Source organism: Sphingomonas faeni (genome assembly GCF_003053745.1).
Lineage (GTDB): Bacteria > Pseudomonadota > Alphaproteobacteria > Sphingomonadales > Sphingomonadaceae > Sphingomonas > Sphingomonas faeni.
This window is the reverse complement of sequence record NZ_QAYE01000010.1, coordinates 31,709-48,607: the sequence shown is the minus strand read 5'-3', so window position 1 is coordinate 48,607 and position 16,899 is coordinate 31,709. Positions and strand designations below refer to the sequence as shown.

The following is a 16,899-nucleotide window of genomic DNA, read 5'->3' as shown; positions in this document are numbered from 1 at the left end:
AACCGCCTGCCAAGACAGCGCCGCGGTTCATGCGTCCAATGCGGATACATCCATGACATCCTTATCTCTTTCTCGTTACCGGGCCGAGTGGTTCAGCGGTCCGACGGCCGCGCGCCGCGACATCCTCGCCGGGATGGTCGGTACCTTCGCGCTGATCCCCGAGGTCATCGCGTTCTCGTTCGTCGCGGGCATCGATCCCGAAGTCGGCCTGTTCGCGTCGTTCGTGATCGGCATCGTGATCGCGTTTGCCGGCGGTCGACCCGCGATGATTTCGGGCGCGGCTGGCTCCGTCGCGCTCGTCGCCGCAGCGTTGGTCCATGCCCACGGTCTGCAATACCTGCTGGTCGCGACGATGCTCGCCGGGCTGCTCCAGATCGCGTTCGGGCTCGCCAAGCTCGACGTGCTGATGCGGTTCGTCTCGAAGTCGGTCCGCACCGGGTTCGTCAACGCACTCGCGATCCTGATCTTCTCCGCGCAGGTGCCGCAGATGGTCGGCGTCAGTTGGCAGGCTTACGCTATGATCGCCGGCGGTCTCGCGATCATCTATCTCATGCCGCGCATCTCGAACGCCATCCCGTCGCCGCTGATCTGCATCGTCGTGCTGACCGTGATCGCGATGTGGGTGCCGATGCCGCTGAAGACGGTCGGCGATCTCGGCAAGCTGCCCTCCGCGCTGCCGTCGTTCGGGATTCCCGACGTGCCGTTCACCTGGGACACGCTGCGGATCGTGGCACCCTATGCGCTCGCCATGGCGGCAGTCGGACTGCTGGAGTCGATGATGACCGCCAGCGTGGTCGACGACCTGACCGAAACGACGAGTTCGAAGGCGCACGAGTGCACCGGGCTCGGGCTCGCCAACATCGCAGCGGGCGCGTTCGGTGGCATCGCAGGCTGCGGGATGATCGGACAGACCGTCGGTAACGTCCGCTATGGCGGGCGAGGGCGACTGTCGACGCTGGTCGCCGGCGTGTTCCTGCTCGTCGTAATGGTGCCGCTGAGGCCGTGGGTCGCGCAGGTGCCGGTCGCGGCGCTGGTCGCGATCATGATCATGGTGTCGATCAGCACCTTCTCCTGGGGCTCGATCCGCGAACTTGCGCGGCATCCCAAGATGTCGAGCGTGGTGATGGTCGCGACCGTCGTCGTCACCGTCGCGACGCACGACCTGTCACTGGGCGTCGGTGTCGGCGTGTTACTCAGCGGCGTGTTCTTCGCGTGGAAGGTCACGCGGCTGATGGACGTCACGGTCGAGCACGAGACGGCAAGCGACACGCGCATCTACCGTGTCGCCGGTCAGATATTCTTCGCCAGCGCCGATATCTTCGCGGACCGCTTCGATCTTCGCGAGACGGCACGCGCAGTGCGGATCGACCTGACGAACGCGCATCTCTGGGATGTCACCGCCGTCGCCGCGCTAGAAGACGTGGTGGCCAAGCTGCGGCGTCACGGCACGACCGTCGAGGTCGTCGGGCTCAACACGGCGAGCGAGACGCTGGTCGATCGCCACGCGCCCCTGCTGCTCGAATAACGTCTGGCAGATACAAAACTGGCAGCGCTACCGAAGTAGTGCTGCCAGATCTTTGTTTTAGAACGGTTTTGCCTACTGCTGGGGAACGGTGTCGTTCTCGATCGGCGCTTCGTCGCGCGTCACACGCGCGGTCATACCTGTTGCATCGGCATCGTCGCGCATCTGTTCGTCGGGCGCGACTGGCGGTTCGCGTTCCGGCTCGACCGCGTTCACCGTAGGGGGAGTCTCGACCGGTGCAGTCTCGACCGGTGCCGGAGCAGGCGTCGGCGCGGCTTCGGACTCGGTCACGCCGGTATCCTCGACCATGTTGGTATCGGTCGGCGGCTGGTCGGGCTCCGAGCGCGAGCAGCCGGCCATGACCATGGCGGCGAGCAGACCGCCGGCAATGGCGGTACGAGTGCGGGTGGAAATCGTCATGTCTGGTCCTCTCAACGAGCGGCGATCGTCTGGCGTGCCGTGCGCGCCTCGATCTTGGAAGCGAGGGTGCCGTCCCAGTTATAAGGGTCGGCGCGGAAGTTCATCTGGCCGTTGCCGCTGGCAAATGCGGTCCAGTAGAGCAGATACACCGACACAGGCTTGGTCAGGCGAGCACGGACCGTGTCACCCTTGGCGACCGCGGCGTCGACCATCTCCGGCGTCCAGGACGGATCGCCCTTGAGCAGCAGGTCGGCAAGTTCGGCAGGCTTTTCAAGGCGAACGCAGCCGTGGCTCGCAAGCCGGCTGAAGCTTGCGAACTTCGCACGGCTGGGCGTATCGTGGAGATAGACCGAATAGTCGTTGGCGAAGTCGAATTTGAACCGGCCCAGCGCACTCTGATCGCCGGCCTGCTGCTGAAGCCGCGTGCCGTCGATCACCTTGATGCCGTTGCGCTTGAAATAGCCGGGGTTGGCGCGCTCCTTGGGCCAAAGCTCCTTGGTCGCGATCGACGTCGGCACGTTCCACGGCGGATTGATGACGATGCTGTGGATCGTCGAGGACAGCATCGGCGTCTCGTCGCCGGGGCGACCCGTCACCGCGCGCATCGATTGAACGGGCGTGTCGCCGTCGAACACCGTAAGCACGGCAGCGGCGATGTTCACTTGGATACGATCGCGGGGCAGGTCCTGCGGCAGCCAGCGCCAGCGCTCCATGTTCGCCATGATCTGACGCACGCGGTCGCCTGCGGAGACATTGAGCGCAGCGAGCGTCTGCGTCGAGACGATCCCGCTGGGGTTGAGCCCGTAGCGACGCTGCGCGCGGCGTACGGCCTCCACCAGTGGCGCGTCGAAACGGTCGCCGCTGGTCGCGACGTCCTTGTCCTCGGCTGCGAGACGTTTGCGTAGAGCGATGACGCGAGGACCGGTCGCGCCGATCGTGAAGTCGGGACCGGACGCAAGCGGTGCCCAGCCGCCAGCGGACGCGATCGAGCGATAGTTCTGGAGGCCCTTACGCAGGCCGTCATACCCTGCGTAGGGCGGGGGCAGCGACGCGAACCATGCCGCGATCCGGTCGAGCCGCACGGCGTCGGCAAAGGCAGGCGTCGGGTCATAGGCCGGTGGACGCAGGCCCCAATCCTTCTGGAAGTCGGCTTCGTTCAGCCGCCCGGCATGCACCGCGCGCGCATGATCGAGTGCCGCGCGGACGAGTTCGTCCTTGCTCGGCGCGGTGGTCGACGCGGTTGCGGCCGACTTCAGGCCCTGCGCGACGATGTCGCCATTGAGCAGTCTGTCGAGCAGCGCGGCCTGCGCGTCGCTCAGCGGCGGCACGGTGATGACTGGCGGCGCGAGCGTCGGCGTTGGCATGGCGGCGGGCGCGGTCGGGACGACCGGCGGCGGCGTAACCTGCGCGAACGCCGCGGTTGCCATCAACAGCGGTGTTGCCGCGAGCACCGACCGGATCACGCCAGTCTTCATTCGTCCATCATCGAAACCGCGAGCCATAATCGTCCTGTCTTGTATCCGGTCGATGCTTTCGCACGACGTAGCTCTCCCTTAGCTGAACCGGACTCGCTAAGCATCGCCAATCGGGCAAAATTAACGGTTCAGGCCAGGGGAGCGGATTTTTCCTGCCGGGCCAGCACTTCGTAGGCCATCACGGCGGTCGCGACGGCAGCGTTGAGGCTGTCTGCCTTGCCGAGCATCGGGATCTTGACGAGCACGTCGCACGCCTCGGCCATCTCGGGCGGCATGCCCTGCGCCTCGTTGCCGGTCAGCAGGAAGGTGGGGCCGGTATAGGTCGCGGACCGATAATCCGTGTCGGTATCGAGGCTCAGGCCGACGAGCTGGCCGGGGCCGGTGCGCAGCCAGGTGTGGAACGGCTCCCATTCGGTCTTGACGACTGGGATGGTGAACAACGCGCCCATGCTCGCGCGGACCGCCTCGACCGAGAAGGGGTCGACCGACTCGCCAATTAGGATCAGTCCGCCGGCACCAACAGCGTCGCCGGTCCGCAGGATCGTGCCGAGATTGCCCGGATCACGCAGGCGCTCTGCGACGAGCCAGATACCGGACGTGGCGCGATCGAGGTCTTCGAGCGTCGCGTCGAACTCGTCGAACACGCCGACTACTGCCTGCGGGTTGTCCTTGCCGGACAGCTTCGAGAGGATATCCGGCGTGGTCTGGATCGAATCACCACCGGCATCCTCGACGTCCATCGATAGCGCGTGGACAAGCGGATGGTTTGCGCTCGCCGCTGCGTAGAACAGCGTACGGGGCAGGCGACCGGTCTCACGCGCTTCGGTGAGGATGCGCAAGCCCTCGGCGAGGAACTGCTTGGCCGCACGCCGATGCCGTTTGTCGCGCAGGTCGCGGACGTACTTGATCAGCGGGTTCGAAAAGGCGGTTATCTCGCGGGGCATTCTTATCCTCCCCTCCCGTATGCGGGAGGGGCCGGGGGTGGGCTCCCGGCCTCAGCAAATGATTCGATTATGGTGAGCGCGCGCCCACCCCCAACCCCTCCCGCCTGCGGGAGGGGAGTCAGAAGGTCAATCCTCGCCGAACTTCGCTTCGACCAGTTCGGCTAGCGCCGCGACCGTTTGCTCCGCGCCGTCGCCGCTCGCGCTGATCGTGATCGCGTCCCCCATCGCCGCGCCGAGCATCATCAACCCCATGATCGAGGTGCCGGTGACATGATCAGACCCGTCCTTGGTAACGCTGACCTCGACAGGATGCGACGAAGCCAGCGTCACGAACTTGGCGCTCGCGCGCGCGTGGAGCCCACGACGATTGTTGATCTGGACCGTGCGCGAGACCTCGCTCACGCTGCCGCCTCGCCGAGAACCTCGGACGCTACCGAGATGTATTTGCGCCCGGCCTCACGCGCCGCAGCAACTGCCGCAACGACGGTCATCGATTTCCGCGCCGAGCCAAGCCGAATCAGCATCGGCAGGTTCATGCCCGCGATCACCTCGATCCGGCCGCGCTCCATCAAAGAGATGGCGAGGTTGGACGGGGTGCCCCCGAACAGGTCGGTCAGCACGATCACGCCGCGCCCGACATCGACCGCCTGGATCGCGGCGGCGATATCCGCGCGGCGCTCCTCCATGTCGTCGTCGGGACCGATCGCGATCGGCGCGACGCGCTCCTGCGGGCCGACGACGTGGATCATCGCGCGAACGAATTCCTCGGCCAATCGACCGTGCGTTACCAGAACAAGGCCGATCATGTCAGCGTTTCATACTCATAAGACGACCGGTGATCCTTCGAGCGCATCTTGTGGAGCGGCCCCCAGGTCGCGGTGTGCGATACTGGGGGAAAATCCCGCGTCGCGCAACCGTCGCGCCACCCGGTCGGCGACGTGGACCGACCGGTGTCTCCCTCCGGTACACCCGAACGCGACGGTGACATACGACTTGCCCTCTGCCCTGTAGCGCGGGAGCAACAGCATCAGCAGCTCCTCGATCCGGCTTACCGCGGCTTCATAGGCGGGGTCGTCCATGATGTAGGCGGAGACGTCGGCGTCGAGTCCGGTGCCGGGACGCAACTCCGGGTCCCAGTGCGGATTGCGCAGGAAGCGCATGTCGAACACGAGGTCGGCGTTGCGCGGCAGGCCGCGGGCGAAACCGAACGAGCGAATCGACAGCGTCGGCGCGCCGAGTTCCCCGCCCGCAAAGCTCGCGCGGATCTGTTGCGCGAGTTCGTTGGCGGCCATGTCGGTCGTATCGATCAGGCGGTTCGCCCAGTCGCGAAGTGGCGCGAGAAGCTCGCGCTCGCGGCTGATCCCGTCGTTTGCGGGACGGTCGAGCGCGAGCGGATGACGCCGACGGGTCTCGGAGTAGCGGCGTTCAAGTTCGGCGCCCGAGCAGTCGAGGAACAGCATTCCGATCTCGAGCCCGTGACGGTCGCGGAGATCACGGATGCGGCCGACGATCCGTTCGGGGTCGAAGTCGCGCGTGCGGGCGCCGATGCCGATCGCGAGCGGCTGCGAGTCGTTGGTCGATCCTTCGGGGAGCGGCGCGTCGAGTAGGCGGTCGAGCAGCAACAGCGGAAGATTGTCGACCACTTCCCAGCCGAGATCCTCCAGCGTCTTGAGGACGGTGGACTTCCCCGCCCCGGACATGCCGGTGACGAGCAGGATGTCCTTGGGACGCGTCATTCTATGGGCTCCGGATTACGCAATGCGAGTTCGACCTTGATCGGGGCGGAGGCTTCGAAGGGATCGAGCGCGATCTGGCGGACGTCGATCCCGGCAATGTTACATACGCAGCGTTCGGGCATCCGTTCGATCGCGCCATCGACACGGACGAGGAGCCCGACGGGAACGTCCTCGACGTACGGCATGGCGAGGATGCCGATCCCTCGGACTTCGATTCGTCCTGCGATCGTCGCTGGGGCGCGGGCGACCAACGATTTGCCGGTGCGGACCACGAGCGTCTGGTCGTCGCTGACGAGGGTTGCGCCGCGATCGATCAGGCGCAACGCGAGGTCGGACTTGCCCGATCCCGATGCGCCCTCGATCATCACAGCCATGCCGTCGATGGCGACCGTGGTGGCGTGGAGCCTGTCGGAGGAGGGGACGACCACGCGGCGTCCTTACTCCGGCAATTCGGCGAGCGGTAGCCTTACGACGAAGCGTGCGCCATCGAGCCGGTCCTCGCGCGATTCGACGAAGATCGCGCCCTGGTGCCCGTCGACGATGGTGCGGGCGATCGCCAGGCCCAGCCCGGAATGCTGGCCGAACGTCTCGCTGTCGGGGCGGACCGAGTGGAAGCGCTTGAATACGTCCTCGCGCGCCTCCTCGGGAACACCCGGACCCTCGTCCTCGACCCGAATGACGAGGTCCTCGCCCTCGCGGATTGCGGAGATCGCGATCAGGCCGGCGTCGGGCGAGAAGGACAGCGCGTTGTCGATCAGGTTCTCGAACACGCGTTCGAGCCGCGCGCCTTCGCCGAGTATGACCGTTCGATCGTCGGGGTTGCGATCGAACCGGAGGCGGATGCCGCGCTCCACACCACGCGCATCGCGTTGCGCGACCAGTCCGTCGATCATCGCGGCGATGTCGACCGGCTCGAACTTCGCACGGCTGAGTTGGGCATCGAGTCGCGAGGCTTCGGAGATATCCGAGAGCAGGCGGTCGAGTCGGTGCACGTCGTCGCGGACGATTGCGAGCAATTGGGCCTGAAGAGCCGGGTCTTTCACGCGCGACAATCCCTCCACCGCGGACCGAAGCGAGGCGAGGGGGTTCTTCATCTCGTGCGTGACGTCGGCGGCGAACGCCTCCGTCGCATCGATGCGCGCCCTGAGCGCGAGGCTCATGTCCGAGAGCGCGCGCGCGAGCATGCCGAGTTCGTCGCGGCGAGACGGCAGACGCGGCACGACTACTTCTCGCGCACGGCCCAGGCGGACACGAACCGCTGCTCTTGCGAGACGTCGGAGGGGCCGGACGATCGTGCGGGCCAAGAACAGCGAGAGCAGGATCGAGACTATCGATACCCCGAGCAGCACCATGCTGAGCCGGAACCGCTCGATCCGGACCGTCTTTGTGATGTCCCGCGCGTTGACCGTGGTCATCACGACCCCGCCGGCGCTGAGCGGCGCGGCGGCGGTCAGTACGGGCGTACGGTCGGGCGCGCGCCACACCGTTGTCGAGACGGCGCTGCGTCCGCGGACTGCGCTCACGTCGGGCCATTGCTGTGCACCGCTACGCTCGCGATATAGCGGCGGGCGCGGGGCCATCACGATCACGTCGATCGATGCGTCGAGAAAACGGGCGATCGTCTGGTCCCAGTCTTCCTTGTCGGGGTCCATCAGCACGAAGTTGCGCAGGCCCAGCGCGCGGCTGTCGGCGATCGTCCGCCCGCCCGCATCGAACAACCGGATCCGCGAGCCCGTATCGCGCGCAAGCCTCAGCACCAGCGGATCGCGCAACGCCGGATCGACCGCGGCGATCGCCTCGCCGATCAGCCGTGCTTCACGCGCGGTCTGCGCAACCCGGTTATCGACGACGCGGCTGCGATACGAGTCGAGGTAAAAAAACCCGCCCGCGAGCAACAGCAACGCGAAGATGTTGACCGCCAGGATACGCCGGGTGAGCGAGATCTGGCCCGACCACCGCAGCGTGAGATCGCGGCCGTCGACGCCGAGCTCATTCCTCAGAAAATCGATACCCGGCACCATATAATGTCTCGATAGCGTCGAAGGCTGGGTCGACCTGCCTGAATTTGCGGCGGAGTCGCTTGATGTGGCTGTCGATGGTCCGGTCATCGACATAGATGTCGTCCTGATACGCGGCATCCATCAGCTGGTTTCGCGTTTTCACGATGCCAGGGCGCTGCGCGAGCGTCTCGAGGATCATGAACTCGGTGACTGTCAGCGTGACCGGCTCGCCTCCCCACAGCGTGCGATGCCGCGCCGGATCCATGCTGAGCCGCCCGCGATCGAGAGGTCCTGCCGCTTCAGCCTCGGTCTCGGTGCCCGGCGACTGAGTCAGTTCGGTACGTCGCAGGATCGCGCGAATACGGGCGATCAGCAGCCGCTGCGAGAACGGCTTGGCGATGTAATCGTCGGCGCCCATCGCGAGGCCGAGCGCTTCGTCGAGTTCGTCGTCCTTGCTGGTCAGGAAGATCACCGGGATTTGGCTCTTCTCGCGCAGCCGACGGAGCAGTTCGAGCCCGTCCATCCTCGGCATCTTGATATCGAATACGGCGAGGTCCGGAGGGTTGTCGGTTAGCGCCTTCAGAGCGGTCTCGCCGTCCGAATAGACACGCGTGACGAAGCCCTCGGTCTGCAGCGCGATCGACACGGAAGTCAGGATGTTGCGGTCGTCGTCGACCAGCGCGATCGTTGCCGTCATCTGGGGATCTTTGCCTCGGTCGTTGGCGTGTCGGCGTAGGGCAAACCGCCGCCGCACTCAACTAGAGCCTTATCGGGACGGCGCTGCAGATCGGTGGATTTGACCGGTGGAAAACTGCCCCGTACAGCCGGGCGCAACGACATACATACGTATGCGATAAAACTTAGGAGAGAGAGCCCGTGTCGAGCGAGCGTATTCCGGCCGTCGGCCTATCCGCGCAGGGGATCGAAACCCGCGCCAAACTACACTGGAACCTGGTCACCGCGCAGCTCGTCGAGGCGGCGTTGGAGCGGAACGAGGGGACGCTGTCCGCGGACGGCCCGCTGGTCGTCGAGACGGGCGCGCATACCGGTCGCTCGGCGCAGGACAAGTTCATCGTCCGCGATGCCGAGACCGACGCGACGGTCTGGTGGGGCAAGAGCAACAAGGCGATGGAGCCCACGCATTTCGCCGCGCTGAAGGAGGATTTCTTCGCCGCGCTGGCCGCCAAGGACGAGCTGTTCGTGCAGGACCTGTACGGCGGTTCGCAGCCCGATCACCGCGTCAACGTCCGCGTCGTCACCGAACTCGCGTGGCATAACCTCTTCATCCGGACGATGTTGGTACGACCCGAGCAGGCGGCGTTGAAGGACTTCGTCGCCGACTATACGATCGTCGACCTGCCGAGCTTCCGCGCCGATCCCGCACGTCACGGCTGCCGCAGCGAGACGGTGATCGCGGTCAACTTCACCGACAAGCTGATCCTGATCGGCGGCACCAAATACGCAGGCGAGATGAAGAAGTCGGTGTTCGGCCTCCTCAATTACCTCCTCCCGCCGACCGGGGTGATGCCGATGCATTGCTCGGCGAACATGGGCGCGAACGGCGACACAGCGGTGTTCTTCGGCCTGTCCGGCACCGGCAAGACGACGCTGTCGGCCGACGCGAGCCGCACGCTGATCGGCGACGACGAGCATGGCTGGTCGGATACCGCCGTCTTCAATTTCGAGGGCGGGTGCTACGCCAAGATGATCCGCCTGTCCGCGGACGCCGAGCCGGAGATCTTCGCGACGACCAAGCGGTTCGGAACGGTGCTGGAGAATGTCGTGATGGACCCGGCGACGCGGCTGCTCGATCTCGACGATCATACGCTAGCCGAGAACAGCCGCGGCGCTTACCCGATCGACTTCATCCCGAATGCGTCGGCCGAGAACATGGGGCCGGTCCCGCGCAACATCGTGATGCTGACCGCGGATGCCTACGGTGTCCTCCCGCCGATCGCGAAGCTCACGCCCGACCAGGCGATGTATCACTTCCTCTCGGGCTACACCGCGCGCGTCGCCGGGACCGAGATCGGCGTGACCGAGCCGGACGCGACCTTCTCGACCTGCTTCGGCGCGCCGTTCATGCCGCGGCATCCGTCGGTGTACGGCAATCTGCTCAAGGAGCGGATCGCCAAGGGCGGCGTCGATTGCTGGCTGGTCAACACCGGCTGGACCGGCGGCAAATACGGCGTCGGCAACCGCATGCCGATCAAGGCAACGCGGGCGTTGCTGAACGCGGCGCTTGACGGGAGTTTGAACGATGCCGAGTTCCGGACTGATCCGAACTTCGGCTTCCAGGTGCCGGTAAGCGTACCGGGAGTCGACAGCGCGATCCTCGATCCGCGCACGACATGGGCGGACAAGGACGCGTACGACGCCACGGCCGCGAAGCTGGTCGACCTGTTCGTGGAGAACTTCGCGCAGTTCGCGGATCATGTCGACGAGGGTGTCCGGCAGGCAGCGCCGAAGGTGAAAGAGGCGGCCTAGCTCTTAGCTCCTCTCCCTACAGGTGAGAGGAAGGGGCCCGCACGACGAAGTCGGGTGGGAAGGTGAGGGCACGTGATACGGCGTGCCCTCACCCGCGCCGCTACGCGGCTTCCCTCTCCCCTGAAGGGAGAGGGTTTAGAGCGCCTCCACCACCACCTCACCATCGACGACCGCCGTTACCCGAACGCGCGCTCCGGCCGCAGCATCCGCACCCCGAGCCGGCCAACTCCCGTCGCCCACCAGAACCCGGCCACGCCCGCCAACCAGCGCGGTCTCCACTACCACAACCTGACCCACCAGCCGCGCCGAGCGATCATTCAACATCGGATCCCCACCCTCGACCGGGTAATCCTGGTACCAGCGCTTCCCGATCAGCACGGTAACCGCGCTCCAAACGCCAAAGGCAGCCAGTTGCGCCGCCACCGGCAAGTCCGGCAACACGAACACCGCCACGCCCGTCACCGCTGCTGCAATCGCGAGAAACACCAGGAACACGCCCGGCACCGCCAACTCGGCAATCCCCAGAACCAGCGCCGCGATCAACCAAGCGCCAGCCGCCCCGATCGCGTCCATCAGTTCTTCGGAACCTCGGTCGACTTGGACAACTCGAACGGACCCCGAGCGGCAGGCTTGGCCGGCGGCGACGCGGTAGCATCGCGCAAAGCATCCTTGGCCAGTTCCCCAATCCCCCCAAGCGTCCCCATCAACTGCGTAGCCTCGACCGGAAACAGGATCGTCTTCGCATTGGGCGAGGTCGCGAACTTGCCGATCGCCTCGACGTATTTCTGCGCGATGAAGTAGTTGATCGCCTGCGCGCCACCCTCCTCGATCGCCTGAGATACAGCACGCGTCGCCGAAGCCTCCGCCACAGCCGCCCGCTCACGCGCCTCGGCATCGCGGAACGCTGATTCCTTGCGCCCCTCGGACTCAAGGATACGCGCCTGCTTCTGCCCCTCGGCCCGAAGTATCTCGGAAGCCCGCGAGCCCTCGGCGTCGAGAATGTTGGCCCGTTTCTCGCGCTCGGCCTTCATCTGCCGCCCCATCGCATTGACGATGTCGGCCGGCGGACGGATGTCCTTGATCTCGACCCGAGTGATCTTCACCCCCCACGGCGTCGTCGCATGATCGACCACGTTGAGCAGCCGCGCATTGATCTCGTCACGCTTCGACAGCGTCTCGTCGAGGTCCATCGACCCCATCACCGTGCGCAGGTTGGTCGTCGTGAGCTGCAACAGCGCCTGGTACAAATCCGACACCTCGTATGCCGCCTTGGCCGAGTCGAGCACCTGGAAGAACACGACCCCGTCGGTCGAGATCATCGCATTGTCCTTGGTGATGATCTCCTGGCCGGGGATGTCGATCACCTGCTCCATCATGTTCACTTTCCGCCCGACGCGGTAGAAAAACGCCGGGTAGAAATTGAAGCCAGGCCGCGCGACCGTCGTGAAGCGGCCGAAATGCTCGATCGTGTATTGATAGCCTTGGTGGACGATCTTGATGCTGGTGAAGAGGTACAGCAGCACCAGCGCCAGCAGGAGCGCGGCAACGATCAGGCCCATCGAACAATCCCCCATCCGTGTATCGCACCGCTATAGCACGTGGGCGAAGGACAGGCCTAGCCGTACGCCGCGCCTTTGGTTACATGGCGCGCCACCTCACACCCAGGAACGGCAGCTCTCATGGATATCCGCCTCGGCCTCACTTTCGACGACGTCCTCCTGTATCCGGGGGAATCGGACGTGCTGCCAAGCCAGGCCGATACCCGGACTCAGCTGACGCGCGGCATCGCGCTCAACATCCCGATCCTCTCGTCCGCGATGGACACCGTTACCGAAGCCGACATGGCGATCGTGATGGCGCAGCTCGGCGGGATCGGCGTGCTCCACCGCAATTTGACCGTCGAGGAGCAGGTCATCGCGGTCCGCCAGGTCAAGCGGTTCGAGTCGGGCATGGTGGTCAACCCAATCACGATCAAGCCGACCGCCACGCTCGGCGAGGCGCAGGCGCTCATGTCGGGCCACCGCATCAGCGGCATCCCGGTCGTCGAGGCGGACGGCAAGCTCGTCGGTATCCTCACCAACCGCGACGTGCGTTTCGCGGGCGATCCGAAGCAGCCCGTCAGCGAACTGATGACGCACGAGAACCTCGCGACGGTCTCGACCGAAGTCGGCAAGGAAGAGGCACGCCGCCTGCTCCACGCCCGCCGGATCGAGAAGCTGCTGGTGGTCGACGCGCAGTATCGCTGCGTCGGGCTGATCACCGTCAAGGACATCGAGAAGGCGGTGATGTTCCCCGATGCGACCAAGGACGAGGCGGGCCGTCTTCGCGTGGCCGCCGCGACGACGGTCGGCGACAAGGGCTTCGACCGGACCGAACAGCTTGTCGATGCCGGCTGCGATCTCATCGTGATCGACACTGCGCACGGCCATAACCGCGACGTCGGCCGGGCGGTCGAGCGCGTGAAGAAGCTGTCCAACTCTGTCCAGGTGGTGGCGGGCAACGTCGCCACAGGCGAAGCGACGCGTGCGCTGATCGGCGCGGGCGCGGACGGGATCAAGGTCGGCATCGGCCCTGGCTCGATCTGCACCACCCGCGTCGTCGCCGGCGTCGGCGTGCCGCAGCTGACCGCGGTGATGGATTGCGCGGAGGCGGGTCACAAGGCCGGCGTGCCCGTGATCGCCGACGGCGGCATCCGCACCTCGGGTGACATGGCGAAGGCGCTTGCGGCGGGAGCTTCGACTGTAATGATCGGCTCGCTGCTTGCAGGCACCGACGAAGCGCCCGGCGAGACGTTCCTGTACCAGGGGCGTGCGTACAAGTCGTACCGCGGCATGGGCTCGGTCGGCGCAATGGGCCGCGGGTCTGCGGATCGCTATTTCCAGGGCGACATCAAGGACCAGCTGAAGCTCGTCCCCGAAGGCATCGAGGGCCAGGTCGCGTACAAGGGCCCGGCGAGGGATGTCGTTCACCAGTTGGTCGGCGGTATCAAGGCGGCGATGGGCTATACCGGCTCGGCGACGATCCCGGATCTCCAGGCGCGGGCGGAGTTCGTGCAGATCACGGGTGCCGGGTTGATGGAGAGCCATGTTCACGACGTGACGATCACGCGGGAAGCGCCAAACTACCCGACGCGCTAAGGGCGGGACCCCCCCCCATCCCTGAAAGGGAGGGGCCGGGGGTGGGTCGGCTTCCTCAAGCTCGTCTGCCAGTGGCTAAAACGAGCCAACCCACCCCCAACCCCTCCCTTTCAGGGAGGGAAGATCGTCGTTCCCGTCGCTACGTGGCGCCATAATCGCCGTCGTGGCCAGAGCCCGCGACTATTCGCGGGGATCTCCGCTATCCGCGCTCGCTCCTCTTATCCAACGCTCTCATTTCATTTTTCGTCATCCCGGCGAACGCCGGGACCCATGGTTGCGGTTTGGGTGGTGGCTGCACGCTATCGCCGGGTACGCCGTGTCCATGGGTCCCGGCGTCCGCCGGGATGACGGAGGGAGAGGGTGCTAACCACCCGACTCGCCCCAAGCCCCGAAATTATTCCCCTCCCGCCCGCGGGAGGGGCTAGGGGAGGGGATGATGACGAACACTCCCTACCAAGCCTCCTCCCGAACCCACGCGAAGTCGGGAGCCCAGAAGTGACTCCCCCAGCACGCACCCAGGCCGCGATCGAGCTCCTCGACCAGATCATCGCCGCCGCCCGCGAGTCCGGCGCCGCCGCCGACACGCTGATCGCGCGCTATTTCCAGACCCGCCGCTACGCCGGCTCCAAGGACCGCCGCGCCGTCCGCGACCTCGTCTACGCCGCAATCCGCAAGGCCGGTGACCGCCCCGAAAACGGCCGCACCGCGATGCTGCTCGTCGCCGATGCCGATCCGGAAGTCGCCGCCACCTTCGACGGCTCTACCCACGCCCCAGCCCCGATCGCCAAGGATGAACCCCGCGCCCGTGCCGGCGTCGCGCCACAGTGGCTGAGCAAGGCCCTCCGCGCCTCCGGCCTCGACGGCGGCGCCCTTACAGACCTAGCCGGCCGCGCCACGCTCGATCTCCGCGTCAACACGCTGATCGCCGACCGCGCGACCGTCCTGGCAGCACTTCCCGAAGCCGAAGCCACCCCGCATGCCCCCGACAGCATCCGCCTCCCCACAGGCACCAACGTCGAAGCACTCCCGCTCTTCAACGAAGGCGCGCTCGAAGTGCAGGACGAAGGTAGCCAGCTGGTCGGCCTCGCGATGCAGGCAAAGCCCGGCGAACGGATCGTCGATCTTTGCGCAGGCGCGGGCGGCAAGACGCTCGCGCTCGCGGCGACGATGAAGAATGAAGGCGTGATCCTCGCCTGCGACACCGACCGCAACCGCCTCTCGCGCCTCACCCCGCGTGCCACGCGCGCCGGTGCAACGATCGTCGAGAGCCGCCTGCTCAACCCGACGCGCGAAATCGAAGCGCTCAGCGAATGGGCCGGTCGCGCCGATGGCGTGCTTGTCGACGCCCCCTGCTCGGGCACCGGCACATGGCGGCGCAATCCCGAGGCGCGCTGGCGGCTCACCCCCGACCGCGTCTCGCGGCTGCAATCGACGCAGCAGCAGGTGCTCTCCGTGGCCGCCACGCTGGTCAAGCCCGGCGGCGCGCTCGTCTACATCGTCTGCTCGCTGCTCGACGCCGAGGGCACCGACCAAGTCACCTGGTTCCTCAACGCGCATCCCGGCTGGACGACAGAGCCCCTGTCGCTCCCCGCCGGCGCGAAGCACGGCCACGGCGTCCGCCTCGAACCCGGCCGTGACGGCACCGACGGCTTTTTTGTCGCGCGCCTCCGGGCTGCGTGCTAGCCAGCCGACCTATGGCTCAACTCATGGCCAAACCTGTATCCCGCCTGGAGACGATGATGCGTTTTTCGTCCGTTGCCCTTGCCGCCGCGCTGACCGTCGTATGCGTGTCGACTTCGCTCAGCGGCCAACGCCCCGACGCCCAGATCGACGCGCGTTCGATGCAGTTGTTGGCGCAAGGGCGTTCGCTGGTCGCAGCTGGGAATCTCGACGGGGCGACGGATATTCTGGAGACCTCGGTCGCAGTCGATCCGCGCAACCGGGGCGCGTTCCTGCTGCTCGCACGCGTTGCCGAAACGCGCGACCTGCCGGGCAAGGCGATCCGCCTGTACCGCGAGGCCTTGCTGCTGGAGCCGAACGACGTCGCCGCATTGAAGGGGCAGGGCGAGGCTCTGGTTGCCAAGGGCGCCGTGGTCCGCGCGAAGGACAACCTCGTGAAGATCCGCACGCTCTGCAAAGGTGTCTGCCCCGAAGCGACGCAACTCGCGGCGGTAATTGCTAAGGGGCCGCCGATTGCGACCGCGCAGGTCGAGAAGACCCCGGTAGCGGCCAACGACTAAAGCGCTCCCCTCCCTGAAAGGGAGGGGTTGGGGGTGGGTAGGCCGGCTCGTGTCGCCGACGTCACCTCATACGGAAACCGACCCACCCCCGACCCCTCCCTTCCAGGGAGGGGGGAGATCAGCCGACCGCCTTCGCCAACGCCACAAAGTCGGCAACGGAAAGCGTCTCGGCCCGACGCGTAGCCTCAACCCCAATCCGCTCCAGCGCGTCGAGCGCCCCCGGCACACCCTTGAGGCTCTGCCGCAACATCTTCCGCCGCTGGCCAAAAGCCGCGCCCGTCAGTCGCTCCAGAACCGCAAAGTTTACCCCCTCCGGCGCCTCCACAGGCGTCAGATGCACCACCGCAGACATAACCTTAGGCGGCGGCGTGAACGCCGACCGGTGCACCGGCATCGCGATCCGCGCGCTCGAGCGCCACTGCGCCAGCACCGCCAGCCGCCCGTAATGATCGTCATTCGTCTTCGCGACGATCCGCTCGGCGACTTCCTTCTGGAACATCAGCGTGCACGACTGCCACCACGGCAGCCAAGACGTAGACAGCCACCCGACCAGCAACGCCGTGCCGATGTTGTACGGCAGGTTCGACACGATATGCGGCTTGCCCTCGAACAGCGCAGGCGCGTCGACCTCCATCGCGTCGCCCTCGATGACCCGCAGCCGACCCGGATACGCCTCACCAAGCTCTGCCAGCGCCGGAATACACCGCCGGTCCCGCTCGATCGCCGTCACCCGCGCACCCGCAGCGAGCAACGCGCGGGTCAGGCCACCAGGACCGGGCCCGACTTCGAGCACTTCGGCATCCTGAAGATCGCCCGGCACCGCTGCGATGCGCTTGAGCAATTGACCATCGAACAGGAAGTTCTGCCCAAGCGCCTTGCTCGCATTGAGCCCATATCGCGCGATCACCTCGCGCAGCGGAGGGAGCTCCGTCAATGCA

Annotated in this window: 17 protein-coding genes; 5 read left to right on the top strand and 12 right to left on the bottom strand. The window is 66.2% G+C overall.

Annotated elements, in window-relative coordinates; genetic code table 11:
• Nucleotides 1-52: 52 nt before the first annotated feature.
• Nucleotides 53-1,525, top strand: a complete 1,473-nt coding sequence (locus tag C8J25_RS17265; protein WP_107955614.1) for a SulP family inorganic anion transporter — start codon at nt 53-55, stop codon at nt 1,523-1,525.
• Nucleotides 1,526-1,597: 72 nt separating this feature from the next.
• On the opposite strand, the gene C8J25_RS17260 is transcribed toward C8J25_RS17265, so the two are convergent.
• From C8J25_RS17260 to C8J25_RS17220, 9 genes are all read right to left on the bottom strand, one after another.
• Entirely contained in the window at nt 1,598-1,942 is a 345-nt protein-coding gene (locus tag C8J25_RS17260) for a hypothetical protein (RefSeq protein WP_107955613.1), read from the bottom strand.
• 11 nt (nt 1,943-1,953) lie between these two features.
• Nucleotides 1,954-3,417, bottom strand: coding sequence for a L,D-transpeptidase family protein (locus tag C8J25_RS17255; protein WP_107955612.1), 1,464 nt, complete (start codon nt 3,415-3,417; stop codon nt 1,954-1,956).
• A gap of 128 nt (nt 3,418-3,545) precedes the next feature.
• Entirely contained in the window at nt 3,546-4,361 is an 816-nt protein-coding gene (locus C8J25_RS17250; RefSeq protein ID WP_107955611.1) for a TrmH family RNA methyltransferase, read from the bottom strand.
• 126 nt (nt 4,362-4,487) lie between these two features.
• Nucleotides 4,488-4,763, bottom strand: a complete 276-nt coding sequence (locus C8J25_RS17245) for an HPr family phosphocarrier protein (RefSeq protein WP_107955610.1) — start codon at nt 4,761-4,763, stop codon at nt 4,488-4,490.
• A complete protein-coding gene (locus C8J25_RS17240) occupies nt 4,760-5,167 on the bottom strand; it encodes a PTS sugar transporter subunit IIA (protein WP_056058662.1) in 408 nt (135 codons plus the stop codon). The genes C8J25_RS17245 and C8J25_RS17240 overlap by 4 nt, the downstream gene beginning before the upstream one ends.
• Nucleotides 5,168-5,182: 15 nt before the next feature.
• On the bottom strand, nt 5,183-6,097 hold the full coding sequence (gene rapZ / locus C8J25_RS17235) for an RNase adapter RapZ (protein ID WP_056481931.1): 915 nt from the start codon (nt 6,095-6,097) through the stop codon (nt 5,183-5,185).
• Entirely contained in the window at nt 6,094-6,525 is a 432-nt protein-coding gene (locus tag C8J25_RS17230) for an HPr kinase/phosphorylase (RefSeq protein WP_107955609.1), read from the bottom strand. The genes rapZ and C8J25_RS17230 overlap by 4 nt, the downstream gene beginning before the upstream one ends.
• Nucleotides 6,526-6,534: 9 nt before the next feature.
• Nucleotides 6,535-8,118, bottom strand: a complete 1,584-nt coding sequence (locus tag C8J25_RS17225) for a sensor histidine kinase (protein ID WP_107955608.1) — start codon at nt 8,116-8,118, stop codon at nt 6,535-6,537.
• Nucleotides 8,087-8,794 (bottom strand): response regulator transcription factor, encoded by a 708-nt coding sequence (locus tag C8J25_RS17220; protein ID WP_056058673.1) that lies wholly within the window; start codon nt 8,792-8,794, stop codon nt 8,087-8,089. Before C8J25_RS17220 ends, C8J25_RS17225 begins: the two co-directional genes overlap by 32 nt.
• A 179-nt stretch (nt 8,795-8,973) precedes the next feature.
• On the opposite strand from C8J25_RS17220, the gene C8J25_RS17215 reads away from it, so the two are divergent.
• The gene (locus C8J25_RS17215; protein ID WP_107955607.1) at nt 8,974-10,584 is read left to right on the top strand and encodes a phosphoenolpyruvate carboxykinase; all 1,611 of its coding nucleotides are present in this window, start codon (nt 8,974-8,976) and stop codon (nt 10,582-10,584) included.
• Between the two features lie 135 nt (nt 10,585-10,719).
• Here C8J25_RS17215 and C8J25_RS17210 read toward each other — a convergent pair whose 3' ends face one another.
• A complete protein-coding gene (locus tag C8J25_RS17210; RefSeq protein ID WP_107955606.1) occupies nt 10,720-11,157 on the bottom strand; it encodes an NfeD family protein in 438 nt (145 codons plus the stop codon).
• Nucleotides 11,157-12,143, bottom strand: a complete 987-nt coding sequence (locus C8J25_RS17205; protein ID WP_107955605.1) for an SPFH domain-containing protein — start codon at nt 12,141-12,143, stop codon at nt 11,157-11,159. The genes C8J25_RS17210 and C8J25_RS17205 overlap by 1 nt, the downstream gene beginning before the upstream one ends.
• A 120-nt stretch (nt 12,144-12,263) precedes the next feature.
• Here C8J25_RS17205 and guaB point away from each other — a divergent pair, with 120 nt between their 5' ends.
• The 3 genes from guaB (at nt 12,264) to C8J25_RS17190 (ending at nt 15,961) form a co-directional block, all read left to right on the top strand.
• The gene (gene guaB / locus C8J25_RS17200; protein ID WP_056048837.1) at nt 12,264-13,721 is read left to right on the top strand and encodes an IMP dehydrogenase; all 1,458 of its coding nucleotides are present in this window, start codon (nt 12,264-12,266) and stop codon (nt 13,719-13,721) included.
• 495 nt (nt 13,722-14,216) lie between these two features.
• On the top strand, nt 14,217-15,404 hold the full coding sequence (locus C8J25_RS17195; RefSeq protein WP_107955604.1) for an RsmB/NOP family class I SAM-dependent RNA methyltransferase: 1,188 nt from the start codon (nt 14,217-14,219) through the stop codon (nt 15,402-15,404).
• 23 nt (nt 15,405-15,427) lie between these two features.
• On the top strand, nt 15,428-15,961 hold the full coding sequence (locus tag C8J25_RS17190) for a tetratricopeptide repeat protein (RefSeq protein WP_107955677.1): 534 nt from the start codon (nt 15,428-15,430) through the stop codon (nt 15,959-15,961).
• Between the two features lie 118 nt (nt 15,962-16,079).
• On the opposite strand, the gene rsmA is transcribed toward C8J25_RS17190, so the two are convergent.
• Entirely contained in the window at nt 16,080-16,895 is an 816-nt protein-coding gene (gene rsmA, locus C8J25_RS17185) for a 16S rRNA (adenine(1518)-N(6)/adenine(1519)-N(6))-dimethyltransferase RsmA (protein ID WP_107955676.1), read from the bottom strand.
• Nucleotides 16,896-16,899: the final 4 nt, after the last annotated feature.